Raw genomic sequence first — 21,794 nt, forward strand, 5'->3', positions numbered from 1 at the left:
TGGCTCTTCAGGTTGGTGTACTGGCCGCCAGGCATCTCGTAGCGGTAGATGTCGGTGGAGGGGTTCTTGATGCCCGCTTCAAACTTGCTGTAGCGCAGGCGCACGTCGGCCCAGTAGTCCGACAGCTTTTGCAGCTTTTCGCTGTCCAGACCGGTGTCCCGCTCCTGGCCGTGGAGGGCGGCCACCACCGCGTTCATGGAGGGCTGGCTGGTCATGGAAGACATGGAGTCGATGGCGCAGTCCACAATGTCCACCCCGGCCTCGGCGGCCATCAGGTAGGCGGCCACCTGGTTGCCCGAGGTGTCGTGGGTGTGCAGGTGGATGGGGATGCCGATCTCCTGCTTCAGAGTGGACACCAGCTTCTTGGCGGCGTAGGGCTTCAGCAGGCCGGACATATCCTTGATGCACAGTAGGTGGGCCCCCCGCTTCTCCAGCTCCTTGGCCATATCGACATAGTACTGGAGGGTATATTTATCCCGGCGCTGGTCCAGGATGTCGCCGGTGTAGCAGATGGTGGCCTCGCACAGCTTGCCCTGCTTGAGCACCTCGTCCATGGCCACTTCCATACCGGGGATCCAGTTCAGGGAATCGAAGATGCGGAACACATCGATGCCGCCGATGCAGGCCTCCTTGATAAAGGCCCGGATCAGGTTGTCGGGGTAGTTGGTGTAGCCCACGGCGTTGGCGCCCCGCAGCAGCATCTGGAAGGGGATATTGGGGATCTTCTCCCGCAGCAGCCGCAGCCGCTCCCAGGGGGACTCGTGGAGGAACCGGTAGGCCACGTCGAAGGTAGCGCCGCCCCACATCTCCAGGGAGAAGCAGTCGTTGAGGATCTCAGCGGTGCCCTCCGCCCCCTTCAGCATATCCCGGGTGCGTACCCGAGTGGACAGCAGGGACTGGTGGGCGTCCCGCATGGTGGTGTCGGTGATGAGCAGCTTTTTCTGGTCCAGCACCCAGTCCCGCACCGCCTCGGGGCCCTTGCTGTCCAGCAGCTGCTTCAGGCCGGTACATTTGGGCGGGGTGTTCTCATAGGGCGGGAAGCGGGGGATATCCAGCTGCTGCCGCTCGGCGGAGGGGGAATCCACCTGGATCTGGGCGATATACTTGAGCAACTTGGTGGCCCGGTCCCGTCCGGTGTCGATGTCGAAGAGTTCGGGGGTCTCGTCAATAAACTTGGTGTGGCACTTGCCCGCCTGGAAGGTGGGGTGGGCCAGAATGTTGGTAACAAAGGGAATGTTGGTCTTGACACCCCGGACATGCTCCTCGCTGATGGCCCGCATGGCCTTGCGGCAGACGCCCTCAAAGGTGTTGTCCCAGGAGGTGACCTTGACCAGCAGAGAGTCGTAATAGGGAGAGATCTCAGCGCCGGTGTAGGCATTGCCGCCGTCCAGACGGACGCCGAAGCCGCCGCCGGAGCGGTAGGCGGTGATCTTGCCGGTGTCGGGGGCGAAGTTGTTGGCCGGGTCCTCAGTGGTCACCCGGCACTGGAGGGCGTAGCCGCTGAGGTGGACGGCATCCTGGCTGGGGATGCCGATGGCCGGAGTGGACAGAGGGTGGCCCTCGGCGATGAGGATCTGGGCCCGCACCAGGTCCACGCCGGTGACCATTTCAGTGACGGTGTGCTCCACCTGGATACGGGGGTTCATCTCGATAAAGTAGTGGCTGCCATCCTTGTCCACCAGGAACTCCACCGTACCGGCGGAGACATAGCCCACGTGTTTGGCTACCTTGACGGCGTCCTCGTACAGCTTCTGCCGGGTGGCCTCAGGCACGCTGAAGGCGGGGGCGAACTCCACCACTTTCTGATAGCGGCGCTGGAGAGAGCAGTCACGCTCAAAGAGGTGGACCACATTGCCGTATTTGTCGCCCAGGATCTGCACCTCAATGTGCTTGGGCTCCACCAGGTACTTTTCAATAAAGATGTCCTCGTTGCCGAAGGCCTTCTTGGCCTCGCTCTTCACCAGATTGAAGGCGGGGATGACCTCCTCCGGCTTGTCACAGCGGCGCATACCGCGGCCGCCGCCGCCGCCGGCCGCCTTGAGGATGATGGGGAAACCGTAGGAGATGGCTTTCTCCAAGGCCTCCTCTCCGTTCTTTAGGGGTTCCTCGGAGCCGGGGATGGTGGGCACGTTGCAGGCCTTGGCAATGGCCTTGGCGGTGAGCTTGTCGCCCATCTGGCCCAGAATGGTGGAGGAGGGGCCGATGAAGGTGATGCCCGCGTCCTCACAGGCCTTGGCAAAGTCGGCGTTCTCACTCAAAAAGCCGTAGCCGGGGTGGATGGCGTCCACGTTGCGGCGCTTGGCCAGGTCGATGATGGAGGGGATGTCCAGATAGGCCCCCAGGGGGGACTTGTTTTCGCCGATGAGGTAGGCCTCATCCGCCTTGGTGCGGAAGAGGGCGAAGGTGTCTTCGTTGGAATACATTGCCACCGTGTGCAGGCCCAGGTCGTAGCAGGCCCGGAACACCCGGATGGCGATCTCGCCCCGGTTTGCCACCAGGACCTTGTTGAACTTACATTCCGCCATGCTGTCCTTCCTTTCTGACTGGTATAATATGCCTTATTCTGCAAGCAATCCCCGGTCACTCCTTCGTGCCGGGGGTGTCCGCCCGGCATACCGCCGGGCACAATCCTTATGATAATATAAGCAGTAAGGACATTATATCTGATACGCTAAAGTATTTGCAATCATTTTTCTGCAAAATTGCAAATCTTGGCGGGAACTACAGGAAACTCAGGGGACGCTTGCCGGGAAATAGGAAATATGCTACACTCAGCATATCAAAAAGCCTTTTTGATATGCTGAGTGGCTTTTTAAAACTTTGTATAAGTTTTAAAAAGCTTTTGATTGGATGCGAAAGACAACCCTGACGGTTTTCTTTCACACTATCTTTCCCTCCGAAGCAAGTATTCTGGAGGATTTTGATGACCTGGTTCTATACCAGATGATGCAAAAGAGGTGAGAATATGTCGCTGACGCTGAAGACCGGGGTGGAGGCCCTGCCCGGAGTGGGTCCGGCCCGGGCCAAAGCCCTGGCAAGGCTGGGGCTGTTCACCGTATCCGATCTGTTAGGCTACTATCCCCGGGACTACGAGGACCGGCGAAAGAGCGCCGCCGTGGCAGAGGCCCCGGAAGGAGTGCCGGTATGCCTGACCCTGATGGTGGCAGAGCCTCCCCGGCTCTCCCGCATCCGCAGAGGGCTGGAGCTGGTAAAGGTGCGGCTGGTGGACGACACCGGCAGCATCACCGCCACATTCTTTAATCAGGGATACCTAAAGGATGCCCTGCGGACGGGGGAAACTTACGTCTGCTTCGGCGGGGTGGAGGGCCAGGGCAACCGGCGGCAGATGACCAACCCGGTGTGCGAGCGGGCCGACAAGGTGCGCTTTACTGGGCGCATCCTGCCGGTGTACGCCCTCACCCACGGGGTGTCCAACAATCTGCTGGCGGGTCTTACCCTCCGGTGTGTGGAGGAGTGTGCCGGTCAGGTAGAGGAATCTCTCCCTCAGGACCTGCGGCAGGAGCACAACCTGGCGGAGGCAGAGTTTGCCGTCCGCAACGTCCACTTTCCCACCGACGAGGAGGCCCTGGCGGTGGCTCGGCGGCGGCTCATCTTTGAGGAGCTGTTTTACCTCACCTGCGGCATGGCGCTGCTGCGCACCCGGCGGGACAAGGCGGCGGGACTCACCTTCCGTCTGCCGCCGGAGGAGGACTTTTTCAAGCTGCTGCCCTTTTCCCTTACCGGAGCCCAGCGGCGGGTGATGGCCGAGATGGCCGCGGATTTCTCCGCCGGCGCTCCCATGAACCGGCTGGTCCAGGGAGACGTGGGCTCGGGCAAGACCATGCTGGCGGCCTATGGGGCCTGGCTGGCGGCCCGAAACGGATATCAATGCGCCCTGATGGCCCCCACCGAGCTGCTGGCCGAGCAGCATTTCCGTACCCTTGCCCCCCTGCTGGCTAAGGCGGGGGTACGGGTGGGACTGCTGACCGGGGCGGTGAAGGGGAAGTCCAGAAAGGAGCTGTACGCCGCTTTGGAGACGGGGACGATGGACCTGGTCATCGGTACCCACGCCCTCCTCTCTGAAGGGGTACACTTTGCCAGGCTGGGGCTGCTGGTCACCGACGAGCAGCACCGGTTCGGCGTGGCCCAGCGGGCAGCCCTGTCGGCCAAGGCGAAGACGCCGCCCCATGTGCTGGTCATGTCGGCCACCCCCATTCCCCGTACCTTGGCCCTCATCATCTACGGCGATCTGGACGTGTCGGTGGTGGATGAGCTGCCCCCCGGCCGCAGTCCGGTGGACACCTTTGTGGTGGGGGAGGACAAGCGCCAGCGGATGTACAACTTTGTCCGCAAGCTGGTGGGGGAGGGCCGGCAGGCCTATATCGTATGCCCCGCCGTAGAGGAGGGGGAGAGCGATGGAGCGGAAAACCCATCTGCCGCCATCCCTCTGAAAGCCGCCGTCACCTATGCTGAAACCCTCCAGACCCAGGTCTTTCCCGACCTGCGGGTGGGGCTGGTCCATGGAAAAATGAAGAGCAAAGAGAAAGATGCCGTTATGACCGCCTTTGCCGCCGGGGAACTGGATGTGCTGGTTTCCACCACCGTCATCGAGGTAGGGGTGGACGTGCCGAATGCCGCATTGATGATCGTGGAAAACGCCGACCGGTTCGGCCTCAGCCAGCTCCACCAGCTCCGGGGCCGGGTGGGCCGGGGCAAGCACCAGTCCTACTGCGTGCTGGTGACCGCCACCCGCAGCCAGGATAGCCGGGAGCGGCTGCGGGTCTTGTCAAAAACCAACGATGGGTTTAAAATCGCGGAGGAGGACCTGCGCCTCCGGGGGCCCGGCGACTTTTTCGGCTCCCGGCAGCACGGCCTGCCCCAGTTGGGTATTGCCGATCTGGCGGGGGATATGCGGGTGCTGAAGGAGGCCCAGACCGCCGCCGAGGCGCTGCTCCGAGCCGACCCGGGACTGACCCGGCCGGAGCACGCCAGGCTGCTGGCCAGGGTGCGGCAGCTCTTCTCCGACCATGGAGATATGTTCAATTAACAAACAGTGTGCAGATGGATCTGATTTTTGAAAAGGAAGTTGACAAGAGAACATGAACAGAATGGAACAGACACAGGCCCTGCGGGCCCGGACCGATATCCACTTCAACTGCTGCCAGTCGGTGCTGGTGCCCTTTTGCGAGGCCTGCGGCCTGACCGAGGAGGCGGCCTACCAGCTGGGGGCCCATTTTGGAGCGGGCATGAAGCACGGCTCCACCTGCGGGGCGGTGACCGGCGCTCTGATGGCGCTGGGTCTGGCGGGCAAGGGAAACGATGCCGCCGCCGAGCTGATGCGCCGGTTCCGGGATCACAACCAGGTGCTGGACTGCGCCAACCTGCTGCGCCTGGCGGCGGAGCGGGGAGAGGCCCGCAAGCCCCACTGCGACCGGATGGTGTATGAGGCGGTGGAGCTGCTGGAAGAACTGCTGGCGGAATAAAATATTGGATAGAAAGGCCCGGCCTGTATTGATTCACAGGCCGGGCCTTGTCATGCATCGTTATGACTGAACCAATTGTCCGGCGTTTTCTAGGTAGCGGTGAATGACGTAGTACAGCTCTCCCTTGGGCAGCTTGTTCAGGTCCACGTCCGCCATACTGGTCAGCGGACAGACCCGTTTTTCCAGGGCGGCGGACACACCCTCCAAAGCGGTTCCCTCCTCCGGGGTCACCGCTCCAATTTGGATCAGGCTTTCGGTCTGCTCCAGCTCGGAGAACATATTCCACAGGATCACCAGCCGGCGGTGGTGGTACTCCCGCTGGGCTTCCGGCAGCTGGGCGGCAAACTGAGCGGCCTCATGATACACCATGTGGAACTGGGCCAGCAGCTCGCCAAACAGGCCGGGGTCCACCGGCTTGCTCAGGCTGCGGCGGATCACCGCCCAATACTCTGCCTGAAGCCGGTAGAGCTCCTGAAGGTTCCGGCGGAACTGGGGCTCCTTCCGGCTGGGCAGCAGGTAGGTGTTGACCACCAGCACCAGAGCCACCGCCACGGCCAGATAGAACAGCCGCAGCCAGATGGCCTCATAGGTCTGGATGGTGAGGGTAGCCATGGTGAGGGCAAAGGAGGTGGAGAAGATGGGCTGTACCCAGGTGCCAGGGGTACAGCAGTACATCAGGGAGATCATCACCAGGGAGAACAGGAAGACCCCAGGCAGGCCGGGCAGCCAGGGATAGGCCAGATGGACCAGCAGACAGCCGATGGCGGTGCCGATGGGCCGGGTGACCATCCGGTGGGCGCTTTCCTCATAGCTGGGCTGGAGGAGCAGAAAGGCGTGGAGGGGAAACCAGTAGGTGTGCTCAAACTCCCACAGGTAGCTGACGGTACAGCTGAAGGTCATGACCACCGCCAGCCGCAGGGCAAAGCGGAACTCAAACCGGGCTGGGGAGAGCCTCTGACGCAGGCCCCGGCCCACCGCCCGCCAGGGCACCCGGCGGAATAGGGGGGAGTGTTGGGCGTGAAAGGACTCCCGGCACAGCAGCAAAAGGGTGTGGAGCACGCTGCGGTAAAAGATGCGCAGCCGTCCCTGGGGCAGATCAGTGTGGTCCAGCAGGGCCTGGAGGCGGCGGGCCAGCCGCTGCCTGCCGGCGGGCTCCCATGCCTTCTGAAGCTGCCGCACCATCTCCGCCAGGGTGCTCATGCTTTGTGCGAAGGCCGGGGTGGCCTTGGCCTCCTGCCAGGCGGCGTCGTCGGCCAGCAGATAGGAGGCCCGCTGGAAGAGCAGGGCAAAGAGGTGGTAAAACCGCTTCTGCCGGTCGGGCAGGTAGAGCAGCCCCTGCTGGCCATAGCCCTGCCGGTGGAAGGTGCGGGCCAGCTCGTACAGCTCCTGGGCCGCTGCCTGGTCCTGCTCCCCCTTGGCCAGCCCGTCCAGCAGGACGGCCAGCCGGTCCAGGCTGCGGGTGATCTGTCCCGCCGGGTCGGCGGTAATGTTGGCCGCCCGGGCGTGGATGATAAGCGCCACCACCAGCAGCAGAGCGCAGAAGGCAACCGCCGCCAGCTGGGTGGGCAGCTGCTCCGGGGCCAGGGGGCGCAGCTCCAGAAAGACGAAGGTCATGGCGTAGCCCAAATGTCCCTTGGGGGTGAACTGGCTGCACTTCCAGATCACCAGGGCAAAGAGTACCCCGAAGTTCAGCAGGGCGCACAGCCACACATTGAGCCCCGCCGCGAAGGCCAGCAGGCAGAGCACCAGAGACATGAGGACCATGGATAAGTAATCTTCCAGCCGGTTGGGCTCCCGCCGCCGGATCTGGAACAGGGTGGTGGAGCCGGAGACCACCATGGCATAGTCGGCACCGAACAGCCACAGCACCAGCAGGAACTGAATGAGATAAAATACGATGGTGGAAGAGGCCCCTTTCCACCGCTTCCAGAACAGGCTCCCAAAGCCCTTTACCTTTGTCAGCGCCCCCATGACAGCTCACCTCCCGCTGGAATTGATTACCTATCTAACTGTTTGCATAGCTCTATTATATCGGCCGACGGCAGGTAAGCGCAAGAGGCGGCGAAAAATTTAGAGAATTGCAAAAGAAAAGCGCCCATTATATAATAGGCGGGACAAAACAAACTGGAGGTATATCTTTGGATTCCTTGGAACAGCTCCCCATCCCGCTGCTGCAATGGTATCGGGAAAACGCCCGGGTGCTCCCCTGGCGCAGCGATCCCACCCCATACCACGTGTGGATCAGCGAGATCATGCTCCAGCAGACCCGGGTGGCGGCGGTGCTGGACTACTACCGCCGTTTCCTGGAGGCCCTGCCCACCGTGGCCGATCTGGCGGCGGTGGAGGAGGACAGGCTGATGAAGCTGTGGCAGGGATTGGGGTATTACAACCGGGCCCGCAACCTGCAAAAGGCGGCCCGCCAGATCATGGAGGACTACGACGGGGTGTTTCCCAGCACTTACGAGGCCATTCACAGCCTGTCCGGCGTGGGGGACTATACCGCCGGGGCCATTGCCTCCATCGCTTTCGGCCTGCCGGAACCGGCGGTGGACGGAAACGTGCTGCGGGTGGTGGCCCGCGTCACCGGGGACGGGAGCGACATCACAAGGCTGGACACCAAGGCCCGGATGGGCGTGGCCCTGAAACAAGTCATGCCGGTGGAGGCTCCGGGGGACTTTAACCAGGCCCTCATGGAGCTGGGGGCTACCGTGTGCCTGCCCAACGGGGCGCCTCTGTGCGACCAGTGTCCGGCAAAGGAATTCTGTGCGGCCCGGCTGACTGAGCGCACCGGAGAACTGCCGGTGAAGCCCGCTAAAAAGGCCCGGCGGGTGGAGGAGCGGACGGTTTTCCTGATTTTTTACGGCTCTTCCGTGGCCCTCCGGCGGCGGAAGGGCCGGGGCCTGCTGGCTGGGCTGTGGGAGTACCCCAACGAGCTCACCCCCGCCCCCTGCCCGGTGGAGGCCCTCTCTCTGGAGCGTGGCCCTGTGGGCAAGCACATTTTTACCCATATCGAGTGGCACATGAAGGCCCTGCTGGTCCAGGCCGCCTCGGACACCCTGCCCGACGGCTGGGTGTGGGCCAGCTTGGAGGAATTGAATCACGACTACGCCGTACCCAACGCCTTTCAGGCTTTCCGGCCCGCGGTGGAGGGGCGGCTGACAGGAAAAGGAGAGGAACCATGGCAAAGCTGTATTTCCGGTATGGAGTGATGGGCTCCAGCAAGACGGCAAACGCCCTGATGGTGCGCTACAACTATGAGGAGCGGGGCCAGGACGCCCTGCTGGTGAAGCCCGCCATCGACCAGCGGGACGGGGCCCGGTTCGTGGCCTCCCGGGCGGGACTGAGCCACGACTGCATCTATTTTTCCGAACTGATGGCCATGACTCCCCGGCAGCTCAAGCCCTACGCCTGCATCATTGTGGACGAGGCCCAGTTTTTGAGCCGGGACGAGGTGCGCTACCTCACCGATCTGGTGGACGACTGGAACATCCCGGTGATCTGCTACGGACTCAGGGCTGACTTCAAGGGGGACCTGTTCCCCGGCTCGGCGGAGCTGCTGGCCACCGCCGACGTCATCGAGGAGGTCAAGACCATCTGCTGGTGCGGCAAGAAAGCCCTGTGCAACGCCCGGTTTGACGAGAGCGGCCACGTCCTCAAGGAAGGGGAACAGGTGGTGCTGGGAGCCAACGATAAGTATATCGGTCTGTGCCGCAAGCACTGGAAAGAGGGCAATTTAGGGCCCAAGTAAGTCGGGGCCGAAGCATTCCACCGCCAGCGACAGCCCCAGCCGCATCCCTTGTTCAAAGGAATACAGGCCGTGTCCGGCGGTGGGGCTGTTTTGCAATTCCTCCGGCCACAGATCGGGCCGGGGCGGGCCCACAAAATACTCATAGAGCAGTTCCAGGTACAGGGACATCATAACACCTCCTGATACGAAGTGAACTGTGTATCTTAAATGTAACACGAAGTAAACTGTGTGTCAAGGGGGAGAACCATGTTTGAAGAACGAATTCGGCAGTTGCGGGCAGAACGAGGTCTGACCCAGGCTGATGTGGCGCTGGAAGTGGGGCTCTCCACCCGGGGCTATCAGGATTTAGAACTGGGGCGGTTGCCCAAGTATGAAACATTGCTCCGTATTGCGGATTTTTATGAGGTCTCGGTGGACTGGCTCATGGGCCGCACCCAGCGGCGGGAGGTGTGGCGGTAGACGGCGGGCGGCTGATAGCCGCCTCTACGCCGCATCTATAAAATGCCGTAGGGGCGATAATCAATTGCCCGCTCTGCCCAGAGAAGATCAAGAGAAAGGAACGATAGGACATGATCTGCAATCTCTGCCCCCGTCAGTGCGGAGCCCTGCGCACCCAGACCCAGGGGAACGGCCGCTGCCGGATGCCGGAGGCCCCGGTGGTGGCCCGGGCAGCCCTCCATTTGTGGGAGGAACCCCCCATCTCGGGGACCAGGGGCTCGGGCACCGTGTTTTTTTCCGGCTGCTCTTTGGGGTGTGTGTTCTGCCAGAATGAGCAGATCAGCCACCGGGATTTTGGAAAGCCGGTGACCATAGACCGGCTGCGGGCCATTTTTGGGGAGCTTATCGCCCAGGGGGCCCACAACATCAATCTGGTCAATCCCACCCACTACGCCCATGTGGTAGCCCAGGCTTTGGAACAGCCCCTGCCGGTGCCGGTGGTGTGGAACTCGGGGGGCTATGACCGGGTGGAGACTTTGCGGGCTCTGGAGGGCAAGGTGGACATCTATCTGCCCGACTACAAATACCGTACCGCCGACTATGCCGCCCGGTATGCCGATGCGGCGGACTACCCCCAGGCGGCGGAGGCCGCTATTGTGGAAATGGTCCGCCAGACCGGGCCATATCGTTATGAGGACGGATTGTTAAAACGAGGCGTAATCATCCGTCACTTGCTTCTGCCGGGCAAACTGGCCGAGGCCAAGCGGGTGATGGACTGGGTTGCGGAGACCTTCCAGCCGGGACAGGTGCTCTTTTCCCTGATGAGCCAGTATATCCCCTGGGGACGGGCGGCGGAGTACCCCGAGCTGAACCGGCGGCTGCGCCCCTCAGAGATCCGGGCGGCGGAGGGGTATATGGCCGACCTGGGGCTGGAGGGCTTTACCCAGGGGGCCGAGGCCGCCCAGGCCGACTATATCCCTCCCTTTGACCTCACCGGGGTGTAAGAGAGGTGGAAAAATCTGTTGAACTTGCAGGAGAGCGCCGGAAAAGGGTCATTTGCTTTTATATATAAGGTAAGAAATTCATGGGTGAAGGATAAAAATCGTTGACTTGAATATCTTAGGCGGGTATGCTATAGTTACCTTTGTACGATTCTACGGGGGATGTGCCCCGGAGAAAGCGCCGAAAGAAGAGGAACGGATATGTACCCTGGTGTGCTGCATCAGATATACTTTGCCGCGGAGGGACGCGGTCCGGAACCGGACCGGAAGGGCCGGGTTCCCCAAGAAAACGAGACGGGCATACCGGAGGAAGGCCCTTCCTTCGGTATGCTTTTCTGCATCAATCAGCCTGTCCCTGAAGGATACGGGCTGCCGGGGAGGTCCCGCTGTGATTAGAAGATTTGCCCTTTGGCTCCGGGATGTGTTTATCCGCAACCGGAGCCTCAACGCCACCCGTATTGTGGCCGGTTCCTTTGCCGTTATTATCCTGGTGGGGGCCTTGCTGCTCACCCTGCCCATCGCCTCCCGGGACGGGCAGAGCGCCGGCTTTTTTACCGCCCTGTTTACCGCCACCTCCTCCACCTGTGTCACCGGGTTGATCCTGGTGGATACCTGGATGCAGTGGTCTCTGTTTGGGCAGGTGGTCATTCTGGCCATGATCCAGCTGGGCGGCCTGGGCTTTATGACGGTCATTACCCTGGTGTCCTTCGCTCTGCGCCGGCGGATCGGCCTGTCTGAGCGGCTTATTATGGTGTCCACCTTCAACCTCAACGACCTGGACGGAGTGGTCCGGGTGGTGCGCCACGCTCTGATGGGCACCTTTTTGATGGAGGGCGCGGGGGCGGTGCTGCTGAGTATCGCCATGATTCCCCGTTTTGGTATTTTGGGCGGCGTCTGGCGGGGGATTTTTCACGCCGTCTCTGCCTTCTGCAACGCGGGCTTTGACCTGCTGGGCGGAAAATATGGCGCTTTTTCCAGCCTGGCGGGCTTGCAGGACGACCCTCTGGTGCTGGGTACCATCGCGGTGCTCATTGCGGTAGGCGGCCTGGGCTTTTTTGTCTGGGAGGATATTTGGGAAAAACGGTGCTGGAAAAAGCTGTCTGTTTATAGTAAAATGGTGCTGATCCTCACCGGCACGCTCATTGTGGGCGGAGCTTTGTTCTTCCTGGTGGAGGAGTGGGCCAATCCCGCCACCCTGGGGGACATGCCGGTGTGGAAGAAGGTGCTCAACGCCTTTTTCCAATCGGTGACCCTGCGTACCGCAGGCTTTGACGCCATCGGCCAGGGGGGGCTTAGCGACACCAGCAAGGCCTTTTCCTCTATTTTAATGCTCATCGGCGGCTCCTCCGGCTCTACCGCCGGCGGCCTCAAGACCGCCACGGTGGCGGTGCTGCTGCTGGCCCTCCGCTCCGGTCTTACCGGCCGGGAGCAGGTCACCTTCCGGGGCCGCACTATCCCCTTCCGCCGGGTGCTCAACGCCATGACCCTGGCCCTGGTGATGCTTTTCCTCTTCCTGGTGGGCTCCATGGCCATTTCCACGGTGGAGGGCCTGCCCTATCTGGACTGCGCTTTTGAGGTGGCCTCCGCCATGGGTACCGTGGGCCTGACCACCGGCATCACCCCTGGCCTGACCCCTTTCTCCCAGACCCTCATTATTCTGCTGATGTATACGGGCCGTGTGGGCGTGCTCTCCTTCTCCATTGCCTTTATGACCCGGGGCCGCTACCCGGCCAAGATCAAATACCCAGACATGAATGTAATGATCGGATGATTGTATTCCGCCGCCTGCGGGCGGCGGAACTCTGCGAGGCTTCTTTGTAAAAAGCTTTGACAAACTGCGTGTGAATCGCTGCCCTGGAAGGACGTGTATTTGCCATGAAAACCTTTGTTGTCATCGGCCTGGGCCGGTTTGGCAGCGCCGTGGCCACCGAGCTCAGCTCTCTGGGCCACGAGGTGCTGGCCCTGGACGACTCCGAGGAAAATGTACAGAAGGTGGCCGATAAGGTCACCCACGCCGTGACCGGCGATGCCAGAGACCCGGCGGTGCTCCGGGCCCTGGGTGTGCGCAACTACGACTGCGCTGTGGTGGCGGTGGGGGTGGACGTGGGCACCTCCGCCCTTATCACCCTCAATCTGAAAGAACTGGGTGTGCGGCAGGTCATCTGCAAGGCCCAGAGCCATGTCCACCGGAAGGTGCTGGAGAAGATCGGCGCCGACCGGGTGGTGTTCCCCGAGCACGAAATGGGGGTCAAGCTGGCCCAGGGCCTGTCCAGCTCCAATGTGCTCAACTTCATCGAGCTCAGCGAGGATGTGGGCATCGTGGAGACCACTGTACCCAAGGAGTGGTATGGGAAAAACCTGATCGAGTTGGATGTGCGGGCCCGCTACAAAGTGAACATCATCGCCGTGCGGAAAAAAGGGGAAGAGGACTTTAACGTCACGCCCGGCCCCAGCACCATCATGGAGCCGGGCGATGCGGTGGTGGCCCTGGGCCGCACCGAGGACGTGAACCGGCTGCAGGATCTGTAAGATGGAATTGGAACGAATCACCAGCCGCCAGAACCCCCTGATGGTCCGGCTGAAGAAATTGGGCAGCGAGAAAAAGACCCGGCGGCAGGAGGGGGCCTTTCTCTGCGAGGGGGCCAAACTGGTGGAGGAGGCCATCCACTGGCAGGCCGGGGTGGAGACCCTGGTGGTGGCGGAGGGGATCTGTCCGCCGGAGGGCCTGCCCGCCGGGGTCCGCCTGGTGGAGGTCCCCGCAGACGTGCTCAAGTCGGTGTCCACAGTGGACACCCCACAGGGGATGCTGGCGGTTTGCGCCACCCCGGCGCTGACGCCGCCCAAGGAACTGACCCCCGGCCGCTATCTGGTGCTGGACGGGGTGCAGGACCCGGGCAACGTGGGTACTGTATGGCGCACCGCCGACGCTTTTGGGGCGGACGGCATCTTTCTGCTGCCCGGCTGCGCCGAGCCCTTTTCCCCCAAGACAGTGCGCTCCACCATGGGGGCCTGCTTCCGCCTGCCGGTGTGGGAGACAGACCTGGAACAGCTGACGGCGTTGCTCAAAGAGGCGGAGCTTCCCCTCTATGCCACCGCCCTCAGCGACCATACCGCCGATGTGCGGCAGGCCGATTTGAGCCGGGCCGCCGTGGTCATCGGCAGCGAGGGCAGGGGTGTGTCCCGGCCGGTGCTGGACGCCTGCGCCCTCACCTTGAAAATCCCTATGCGCTCCCGCTGTGAGTCTCTCAACGCCGCCGTGGCGGCGTCGGTGGTGCTGTGGGAGGGCTGGCGAACCCTGTAAAAGAGGGACAGAAAGGAGGCGCCGCCGTGGCGGGCATCCAATATTTACTGTGGATCACCACCCGGCGAGGGCTCACCCACCGGGGACAGGTGGAGCTGCTGGAGCAGTTCGGCAGTGCCGAGCGGGTCTACTTTGCCCAGCGGGAGGAGTTTGACCCCCTGCCCCTGAATGGGGAGGCCAAGCGCTCCCTGTGCGATAAATCCCTGGATTCGGTCCAGCGGATTTTGGAGAACTGCGACCGGCTGGGGATCTTTCTCCTCAGCTGTCAGGATGGCGCCTATCCCGAGCGGCTGCTTCAGCTGGCCGACTACCCGCTGGTACTCTACGGCAAGGGCAGGCTCTTCCGCTTTGATGAAGAGGTAGCCGTCGCCATGGTGGGGGCCAGAAGGTGTACCCCCTACGGCGTCAAAATGGCGGGGCGTATCGCCTTGGGGCTGTCCCGGGCGGGGGCTCTGGTGGTGTCCGGCCTGGCCCAAGGCATTGACGCGGCCTCGTTGAAGGGGGCCTTGCAGGGCGGCGGTCCGGCGGTGTCGGTGCTGGCCAGCGGGGTGGATGTGGTGTATCCTCCCGGCAACGCCTGGCTCTATGAGGATGTAGCCGCCCGGGGGGCCATTTTGTCGGAAAATCCTCCGGGTACGCCCCCCAACGGCTGGCGTTTTCCCCAACGCAACCGGATTCTCAGCGGTCTGTGCCTGGGGGTGGTGGCGGTAGAGGCCGCCGACGGCCCCTGCGGCACCTTGATTACCGCCCATGCTGCTTTGGACCAGGGCCGGGACGTGTTTGCGGTGCCCGGTCTGGCCGACGCGCCCATGAGCGGCGGCACCAACCGCCTGATTGCCCAGGGAGAGGCCAAGCTGGTGCGCACTGCCGGGGATATTTTGTGTGAATATCAGGGACGTTTCCCCCATAAGCTGTGCCGCCCCCAGGCCATGAGCGCGGAGGAAGCAGACCAGCGGCTGGACGCCGTGCCCACCCCGCCGCCGGAGCCCCAGCCAGAGGAGAAACAGACGGGGCAAGAGCTGCCCCTGGCTCCCCGCGGGGCACTGGAACAAATGGGGGAGGAACAGCGGGAGATCTTCTTCCTGCTGTCTGAAAAGCCCCTCTCCGCCGACGATATCGTGGGCCGGACCGAAATACCCGCCCGGCGGGTGAATACCGCCCTGACCTTATTGCAGGCCGGGGGCTATCTGAAGGAATTACCGGGCCGGCGGTTTGCCGCCGCCGTCCGTTTTGAGGAACAAGGATAAAAGGAGTATCATATTGTGGCAAAATCGAATCTGGTGATCGTCGAGTCCCCGGCGAAGGCCAAGACCATCGGCAAATATCTGGGGCCCGGCTATCAGGTCAAGGCCTCTATGGGCCACGTCCGGGACCTGCCCAAGAGCAAGCTGGGCGTGGATGTGGACAACGACTTTTCCCTGGACTACCAGCCCATCAAGGGCAAGGAAGAGGTCATTGACGATCTGAAAAAGGCCGCCAAGAAGAGCGACAAAGTCTTTCTGGCCACCGACCCGGACCGGGAAGGTGAGGCCATTTCATGGCATTTAAAGGAAATGCTGGGTATTCCAGACGACAAAACCTACCGGGTGACCTTTAACGAGATCACCAAAAAGGTGGTCAACGACTCCATCGCCCACCCCCGGGCCATCGATATGGACCTGGTCAACGCCCAGCAGGCCCGCCGGGTGCTGGACCGTATCGTGGGCTATCAGATCTCCCCCCTGCTGTGGAAGAAGATCCGCCGGGGCCTGTCCGCCGGGCGGGTGCAGTCGGTGGCCACCCGGCTGGTGTGCGAGCGGGAGGCCGACATCAAAGCCTTTGTGCCCCAGGAATACTGGTCCCTGGAGGCTGATCTGGCCCGCATCCTGCCCAACCTGGGGCAGTTCAAGGCCACTTTCCATGGCCGGGAGAAGAAAATGGAGCTGAACAGCCAGGAAGAGGTGGAGGCTGTGGCCCAGGCGGTCCAGAGCGCCCCCTTCTCGGTGAAGCACGTCAAGCGGCAGGATAAGCAGCGCAATCCCGCGCCCCCCTTCATCACCTCCACCCTCCAGCAGGAGGCCAGCCGCAAGCTGAACATGACCCCCCGGCGTACCATGTCCATTGCCCAGCAGCTCTATGAGGGCGTGGATATCGAGGGGGAGGGCACCGTGGGCCTCATCACCTACATGAGAACCGACTCCCTCCGCCTGTCCGACGAGGCCACCGCCGCCGCCCGGGAGTTTATTCTCTCCCGCTACGGCGAGGACTACTACCCCGGCAAGCCCCGGGTGTACAAGACCAAATCGGGGGCCCAGGACGCCCACGAGGCCATCCGGCCCTCCAACGTGGCCCTCACCCCCGACGACATCAAAAAATCCCTCACCGCCGAGCAGTATAAGCTGTACAAGCTGATCTGGAGCCGGTTTTTGGCCTGTCAGATGGCCTCCGCCGTCTATGACAGCGTATCCATCGAGGTGGAATCCGCCGGGTATACCTTCCGGGTCACCCACTCCTCCCTGAAGTTCTCCGGCTATACCGCCGTGTATGTGGAGGGCAAGGACGAGGAGGAAGAGGCCTTCCAGTCCCCCCTGCCCGATCTGAAGGAGGGGGAGAATTTGGAGCTGAAGGGCTTGAAGCCCGACCAGCACTTCACCCAGCCCCCCAGCCGCTATACCGAGGCCACCCTCATCAAGGCCCTGGAGGAAAAGGGCATTGGCCGCCCCTCCACCTACGCCCCCACCATCTCCACCATCCTGGACCGGGAGTATGTGGTGAAGGAGGGCAAGAACCTGCGCCCCACCCCTTTGGGGGAGGTGGTCACCGGCCTGATGAAGGACAAATTCACCGACATTGTGGATACCGCCTTCACCGCCAACATGGAGGAACAGCTGGACGAGGTGGAGACCGGCAAGGTGGACTGGAAGAGCCTGCTGAGCCAGTTCTACGGCGGCTTTGAAAAGGAGCTCCAGCAGGCCGAGCAGGACCTGGACGGGGAGCGCATCAAGGTGCCTGATGAGGTGTCCGACGTGATCTGCCCCAAGTGCGGGCGCAATCTGGTGTACAAGTCGGGCCGGTTCGGCCGGTTTCTGGCCTGCCCCGGCTGGCCGGAGTGCGACCACACCCAGCCCATCGTCATTGAGATGCCGGGCAAGTGCCCAAAGTGCGGCGGCAAGATTTTGAAAAAGACCTCCAAGCGGGGCTATGCCTACTATGGCTGTGAAAACAACTCCAACAAAGACGAGGCCCGCAAGTGCGACTTCATGACCTGGGATGTGCCGGTCAAGGACAACTGCCCGGAGTGCGGCCACACCCTGTTCAAGAAATCGGGCCGGGGCTTCAAAAAGCCCTTCTGCATCAATCCCGAGTGCCCTAACTTCCTGCCGGAGGACCAGCGGGGCTACAAGAAAAAGACTGCCACCGAGGGGGCGGAGACTCCCGCCGAGGGCGCGCCGCCCGAGGAGGAGAAGAAGCCCGCCAAGAAGACGGCGGCCAAAAAAACTACCACTAAGAAGGCGGCGACAGCCAAAAAGACCACCGCCGCCAAGAAGACTACCACCAAAAAGACCACCGCCGAGCAGAAAACCACGGCGAAAAAGAGCGCCACCGCCAAGAAGCGCGCCAAGCAGGAAGAAGAAACGTAGGGTGGCCCCTACGGTGAAGAGGAGAAAACATGGAACCAGTACTTGTCATCGGCGCGGGCCTGGCAGGCAGTGAAGCCGCCTGGCAGTTGGCCCGGCGGGGCATCCCCGTGCTCCTGAAGGAAATGAAACCCCATAAAATGACCCCCGCCCACCATACCCAGTGGTTTGGAGAGCTGGTGTGCTCCAACTCCCTCCGCTCCGACCAGCTGGAGAACGCGGTGGGCCTCTTGAAAGAGGAACTGCGCCGGATGGGCTCTCTCATCCTTTCCTGTGCCGACGCCCACCGGGTAGAGGCGGGAGGCGCGCTGGCGGTGGACCGCCACGGCTTTGCCCAGGCCATTACGGAGCAGATCAGAAATCATCCCCTTATCACCGTGGTGGAGGAGGAGGTCACCGCCATTCCGGAGACGGGGAACGTGATCGTGGCCTCCGGGCCCCTCACCTCCGACCCGCTGGCGGAGGCCATCAAGGATTTTTTCCCGGAAAGCCACTACCTCAACTTTTTTGACGCAGCCGCCCCTCTGGTGACCTTTGAGAGCGTGGATATGGACAGCGCCTTTTTTGCCTCCCGCTACGATAAGGGCACCCCGGACTATATCAACTGCCCTCTGACCCAGGAGGAATATCTGGCCTTCTGGAAGGAGCTGTGTTCCGCCCAGGAGGCGGAGGTCCATGGCTTTGAGGACAAAAACGTCTTTGAGGGCTGTATGCCGGTGGAGGTCATGGCACGCCGGGGGGAGCAGACCCTGTGCTACGGGCCGCTAAAACCCCGGGGCCTGAAGGACCCAAAGACCGGGAAGGAGCCCTTTGCCGTGGTGCAGCTGCGGAGAGACAATGCAGGCGGCACCATCTACAACCTGGTGGGCTTCCAGACCCACCTGAAATGGCCGGAGCAGAAGCGGGTGTTCTCCATGATTCCCGCCCTGAAAAACGCCGAGTTTGTCCGCTACGGCGTCATGCACCGCAATACCTATCTGGACTCCCCCCGGCTGCTGGACCGGTATTACCGGGTGAAAAAGGACCCCCGGATCTGCTTTGCCGGGCAGATCACCGGCGTGGAGGGCTATGTGGAGTCTACCGCCTCCGGCTTTTTGGCGGCGGTGGAGCTGGCCCGGCGGCTCCAGGGCAAGCCCCCGGTGGACTTCCCCCAAGAGACCGCCACCGGCGCTCTGGCGCTGTATGTGAGCAACGAAAGCGTTACCGACTTCCAGCCTATGAACGTGAATTTCGGCATCATCCTGCCCCTGGGCTACAAGGTCAAGGGCAAGCGGAACAAGAACGCCGAGCTCTCCAAGCGGGCGCTGGAGCTTTTGGATACCCTGAACGGGGCGGACCTGTAGGGCGGGGGCTTGCCCCCGCCGCTAGCGGAATATCTCCCGGAAAAATTGCCCGGCCAGGCGAAAGCCATAGCGGAAACAGGCCAGATTCTCCTGGTACCGCTGTTCCGCTTCCAGGGATGTCAGCCTGTCGGTAAAGTCCAGACCCAGCGTATGGTGGATCTCATCATAGTATTTGCGCAGCGCCAGGGAACGGGCATGATAGCCGGGCACCTGGGTCAGGTCCAGTTCCTTTTCCAGCAAAGCGCGGTCTAAAAATGCGTCCAGAAAATCTGTCATCATTATCACCCCCACTGATAGCGTGTGTTTATTATACACGCTATCAGTGGGGTAGTCAAGGGGTGATTTGGTGTACTCCAATGAAATATTTGGCACACGGTTAAAAGATTTGCGAAAACTGTGTGGTGAGACACAGCAAGAGTTGGCGGAACTATTGGGGGTAAAGCCAAATCAGATAGGCGAAATGGAGAACGGGCGAAAGGCATCTACTTTTGCGAAGCTGGCCCAAATCTGTGAGCATTACAATATTTCTGCTGATTATCTGCTGGGCCTGACCGACGAACCCAGGCCCTTGCGGGAGGAGACAACGGGCGGCTGATAGCCGCCCCTACAGGAGTTGTCCGGTTTGCCTGCCTGTAGGGGCGATTATCAATCGCCCGCCAGCCTTTTCCCAGAGAACCAACATAGAAAGAAGAGGAGAACCGTATGAAGATCATCGTAGACGCCATGGGCGGCGACAACGCTCCCGTCTCCAATGTAAAGGGCGCGCTGGCCGCGGTCCGGGAACTGGGGGTAGAGGTGGTCCTGGTGGGCCGTGGGGAGGATATCCTCAAGGTGCTGAAGGACGACGGCATCAACGAGCTGCCCCCCGGTCTGGAGATCGCCCACGCCAGTCAGGTGGTGGAGATGTGCGACAACCCCGCCACCGCCTTCCGGGAGAAGAAGGACTCCTCCCTTACCGTGGGGCTCAACCTGCTGAAAAACGGCGGCGGCGACGCCTTTGTGTCCGCCGGCAGCACCGGAGCCCTGCTCTCCGCCGCCACGCTGATGATTAAACGCGTCCGGGGCATCCGCCGGGCGGCTCTGGCCCCTGTGGTGCCCACCGGCGCCGGCGGGGCGGTGCTTATCGACTGCGGCGCCACCGCTGAGGGCACCCCGGAGTATCTGCTCCAGTTCGCCTTTATGGGCTCCTACTACGCCGAGCGGGTGCTCAAGCGCCCCGAACCCAAGGTGGGCCTGCTGAACATCGGGGCCGAGCCCTCCAAGGGCACCGACTTGCAGCGGGAGGCCCACGCCCTGCTCACCGCTGCCGGAAAGGCCGGGCGCATCCACTTTGTGGGCAATGTAGAGGCCCGGGAGGCAGTGTACGGCCAGGTGGACGTGATCGTCTCCGACGGCTACTCGGGCAACATTTTCCTCAAGACCATGGAGGGTACCGGCGGCTTTTTGTCCAAACAGCTCAAGGCCATGTTTACCAAAAACCTGCTGACCAAGCTGGCGGCGGTGCTGGTGTCCGGGGGGCTGAAAAAGCTGAAGAAGAGCATGGACTCCAGCGAGGTGGGCGGTACTGCCCTCATCGGCATTTCCAAGCCGGTCATCAAGGCCCACGGCTCCTCCAACGACTACGCCATCCGCAACGCCATCTGGCAGGCCCGGGATTTTGCCGCCTCCGGCATGATCGACGACCTGGTGGAGAACATCGAGTACATGCGCCTGCCCAACAGCCCGGAGGAAAAAATTTGAGTTTCCTATTGACAGGCGATGGAAACTTGCCTATTATCATAGTGCAAGAGCAATGAAGCCGTCGGACGACGGATACGACAGGAGTAGATGAACATGATATTTGAGAAGATCGCCGGTCTGCTGTCCGAGCAGTTTGGAGTGGAAGCCGACAGCATCACCATGGACACCTCCTTCGAGGACCTGGGCGCCGACTCTCTGGACATCGTGGAACTGACTATGGCGGTGGAAGAGGAGTTCGGCCTGGAAAATATGGACGAGGACGACCTGTCCGGAATTGCCACCGTGGCCGACTTGGTCCGCTATCTGAAGTCCAAGCTGGAAGACTGACACAAAAGCAGACAGGGGAGCCCCGCCAATGGCGGGGCTCCTGTCATGAAAGGAAGAGATAGCCATGGAAGCCTTGGAAGAAAAGCTGGGTTACCGCTTTCAGCAGCGGGCCCTGTTGGAAAACGCCCTGACCCACAGCTCCTACGCCAACGAGAATAAGGCCAGAGGCTGCCAGAGCAACGAGCGGCTGGAGTTTTTGGGGGACTCGGTGCTGGGCATGGTGACCGCCGACTATCTGTTCCGCACCCACCCCGACCTGCCCGAGGGAGATCTGACCCGTACCCGGGCGGCTCTGGTGTGCGAGGGCAGTCTGGTGGAGGTGGCCCAGCAGCTGAATCTGGGGGCCTATCTGAAGCTGGGCAAGGGCGAGGACGCCGGCGGCGGCCGGGAGCGGCCCTCTATCGTGGCCGACGCGGTGGAGGCGGTGATCGCCGCCGTCTATCTGGACGGGGGCATCGGCTCGGCCAGGAAGATCATCCAGAAGTTCATTCTGGACCGGGAAGAGGAGAAGAGCGCCAGCCGGGACTACAAGACCGCGCTGCAGGAGCTGGTCCAGCGGGAGAGCGGCCAGGTGCTGGGCTATCAGCTCATCGGCGCCGAAGGCCCCGACCACGCCAAGATCTTCTCGGTGGAGGTGGACCTGAACGGCGCCCCCATCGGCCAGGGCAAGGGCCGCAGCAAAAAAGAGGCGGAGCAGAACGCCGCCAAAGCTGCTATTGAGAAGCTGAAAGGCTGAGAAATTGCCAGGCTCTCCGCCTCTTTTGCGAGCGGAAGCGAGCCGCCGCATAGCGGCGCC

20 protein-coding genes are annotated in these 21,794 nt (G+C 62.0%); 16 read left to right on the forward strand and 4 right to left on the reverse strand.

The window, feature by feature from the left end; translation table 11 throughout:
• Positions 1-2,525, reverse strand: a 2,525-nt coding sequence (locus Q0J75_RS08515) for a pyruvate carboxylase (RefSeq protein ID WP_297199585.1), incomplete at its 3' end; no start/stop codon positions are given.
• Between the two features lie 440 nt (positions 2,526-2,965).
• Between Q0J75_RS08515 and recG the strand changes: the two genes are divergently transcribed.
• Positions 2,966-5,047 carry an ATP-dependent DNA helicase RecG gene (recG, locus tag Q0J75_RS08520; RefSeq protein ID WP_297199588.1) on the forward strand — a complete coding sequence of 694 codons (2,082 nt, stop codon included), beginning with the start codon at positions 2,966-2,968 and terminating at the stop codon, positions 5,045-5,047.
• 52 nt (positions 5,048-5,099) lie between these two features.
• Complete coding sequence (locus tag Q0J75_RS08525) at positions 5,100-5,483, forward strand: C-GCAxxG-C-C family protein (protein ID WP_297199591.1); 384 nt, start codon at positions 5,100-5,102, stop codon at positions 5,481-5,483.
• Positions 5,484-5,543: 60 nt separating this feature from the next.
• Here the strand turns inward: Q0J75_RS08525 and Q0J75_RS08530 are convergent, their stop codons facing one another.
• A complete protein-coding gene (locus Q0J75_RS08530; protein WP_297199594.1) occupies positions 5,544-7,454 on the reverse strand; it encodes an FUSC family protein in 1,911 nt (636 codons plus the stop codon).
• Positions 7,455-7,621: 167 nt separating this feature from the next.
• Here Q0J75_RS08530 and mutY point away from each other — a divergent pair, with 167 nt between their 5' ends.
• Positions 7,622-8,692 (forward strand): A/G-specific adenine glycosylase, encoded by a 1,071-nt coding sequence (gene mutY / locus Q0J75_RS08535; RefSeq protein WP_297199597.1) that lies wholly within the window; start codon positions 7,622-7,624, stop codon positions 8,690-8,692.
• Complete coding sequence (locus Q0J75_RS08540) at positions 8,662-9,231, forward strand: thymidine kinase (RefSeq protein ID WP_297199600.1); 570 nt, start codon at positions 8,662-8,664, stop codon at positions 9,229-9,231. Before mutY ends, Q0J75_RS08540 begins: the two co-directional genes overlap by 31 nt.
• On the opposite strand, the gene Q0J75_RS08545 is transcribed toward Q0J75_RS08540, so the two are convergent.
• A complete protein-coding gene (locus tag Q0J75_RS08545) occupies positions 9,217-9,399 on the reverse strand; it encodes a hypothetical protein (protein ID WP_297199612.1) in 183 nt (60 codons plus the stop codon). The genes Q0J75_RS08540 and Q0J75_RS08545 overlap by 15 nt on opposite strands.
• A 78-nt stretch (positions 9,400-9,477) precedes the next feature.
• On the opposite strand from Q0J75_RS08545, the gene Q0J75_RS08550 reads away from it, so the two are divergent.
• The 8 genes from Q0J75_RS08550 to trmFO all read left to right on the forward strand — a co-directional run bounded on the left by Q0J75_RS08550 (position 9,478) and on the right by trmFO (position 18,931).
• A complete protein-coding gene (locus tag Q0J75_RS08550; RefSeq protein WP_297199615.1) occupies positions 9,478-9,690 on the forward strand; it encodes a helix-turn-helix transcriptional regulator in 213 nt (70 codons plus the stop codon).
• A gap of 110 nt (positions 9,691-9,800) precedes the next feature.
• Positions 9,801-10,673, forward strand: coding sequence for a 4Fe-4S cluster-binding domain-containing protein (locus tag Q0J75_RS08555; RefSeq protein ID WP_297199618.1), 873 nt, complete (start codon positions 9,801-9,803; stop codon positions 10,671-10,673).
• A 385-nt stretch (positions 10,674-11,058) separates the two neighbouring features.
• Positions 11,059-12,441: a TrkH family potassium uptake protein gene (locus tag Q0J75_RS08560; RefSeq protein ID WP_297199621.1), complete on the forward strand. Its 1,383-nt coding sequence runs from the start codon at positions 11,059-11,061 to the stop codon at positions 12,439-12,441.
• A gap of 104 nt (positions 12,442-12,545) precedes the next feature.
• A complete protein-coding gene (locus Q0J75_RS08565) occupies positions 12,546-13,199 on the forward strand; it encodes a potassium channel family protein (RefSeq protein WP_297199625.1) in 654 nt (217 codons plus the stop codon).
• Between the two features lies 1 nt (position 13,200).
• A complete protein-coding gene (locus Q0J75_RS08570) occupies positions 13,201-13,971 on the forward strand; it encodes a TrmH family RNA methyltransferase (protein WP_297199628.1) in 771 nt (256 codons plus the stop codon).
• 26 nt (positions 13,972-13,997) lie between these two features.
• A complete protein-coding gene (locus tag Q0J75_RS08575) occupies positions 13,998-15,218 on the forward strand; it encodes a DNA-processing protein DprA (RefSeq protein ID WP_297199631.1) in 1,221 nt (406 codons plus the stop codon).
• A gap of 15 nt (positions 15,219-15,233) precedes the next feature.
• Positions 15,234-17,591 carry a type I DNA topoisomerase gene (topA, locus tag Q0J75_RS08580; protein WP_297199634.1) on the forward strand — a complete coding sequence of 786 codons (2,358 nt, stop codon included), beginning with the start codon at positions 15,234-15,236 and terminating at the stop codon, positions 17,589-17,591.
• A 29-nt stretch (positions 17,592-17,620) separates the two neighbouring features.
• Positions 17,621-18,931, forward strand: a complete 1,311-nt coding sequence (trmFO, locus tag Q0J75_RS08585) for a methylenetetrahydrofolate--tRNA-(uracil(54)-C(5))-methyltransferase (FADH(2)-oxidizing) TrmFO (protein WP_297199638.1) — start codon at positions 17,621-17,623, stop codon at positions 18,929-18,931.
• Positions 18,932-18,952: 21 nt separating this feature from the next.
• On the opposite strand, the gene Q0J75_RS08590 is transcribed toward trmFO, so the two are convergent.
• Positions 18,953-19,207: a hypothetical protein gene (locus Q0J75_RS08590; protein ID WP_297199641.1), complete on the reverse strand. Its 255-nt coding sequence runs from the start codon at positions 19,205-19,207 to the stop codon at positions 18,953-18,955.
• Between the two features lie 70 nt (positions 19,208-19,277).
• Between Q0J75_RS08590 and Q0J75_RS08595 the strand changes: the two genes are divergently transcribed.
• The 4 genes from Q0J75_RS08595 to rnc all read left to right on the forward strand — a co-directional run bounded on the left by Q0J75_RS08595 (position 19,278) and on the right by rnc (position 21,734).
• Positions 19,278-19,526 carry a helix-turn-helix domain-containing protein gene (locus Q0J75_RS08595; protein WP_297199651.1) on the forward strand — a complete coding sequence of 83 codons (249 nt, stop codon included), beginning with the start codon at positions 19,278-19,280 and terminating at the stop codon, positions 19,524-19,526.
• 107 nt (positions 19,527-19,633) lie between these two features.
• Positions 19,634-20,671 (forward strand): phosphate acyltransferase PlsX, encoded by a 1,038-nt coding sequence (gene plsX / locus Q0J75_RS08600; protein WP_297199654.1) that lies wholly within the window; start codon positions 19,634-19,636, stop codon positions 20,669-20,671.
• 93 nt (positions 20,672-20,764) lie between these two features.
• Positions 20,765-20,998 carry an acyl carrier protein gene (acpP, locus tag Q0J75_RS08605; protein ID WP_297199657.1) on the forward strand — a complete coding sequence of 78 codons (234 nt, stop codon included), beginning with the start codon at positions 20,765-20,767 and terminating at the stop codon, positions 20,996-20,998.
• A gap of 64 nt (positions 20,999-21,062) precedes the next feature.
• Complete coding sequence (rnc, locus tag Q0J75_RS08610) at positions 21,063-21,734, forward strand: ribonuclease III (RefSeq protein WP_297199662.1); 672 nt, start codon at positions 21,063-21,065, stop codon at positions 21,732-21,734.
• The last annotated feature ends 60 nt before the right edge of the window (positions 21,735-21,794 follow it).

The sequence above is a fragment of the uncultured Flavonifractor sp. genome, from assembly GCF_944385615.1.
In the GTDB taxonomy this organism is placed as follows: Bacteria; Bacillota; Clostridia; order Oscillospirales; family Oscillospiraceae; genus Flavonifractor.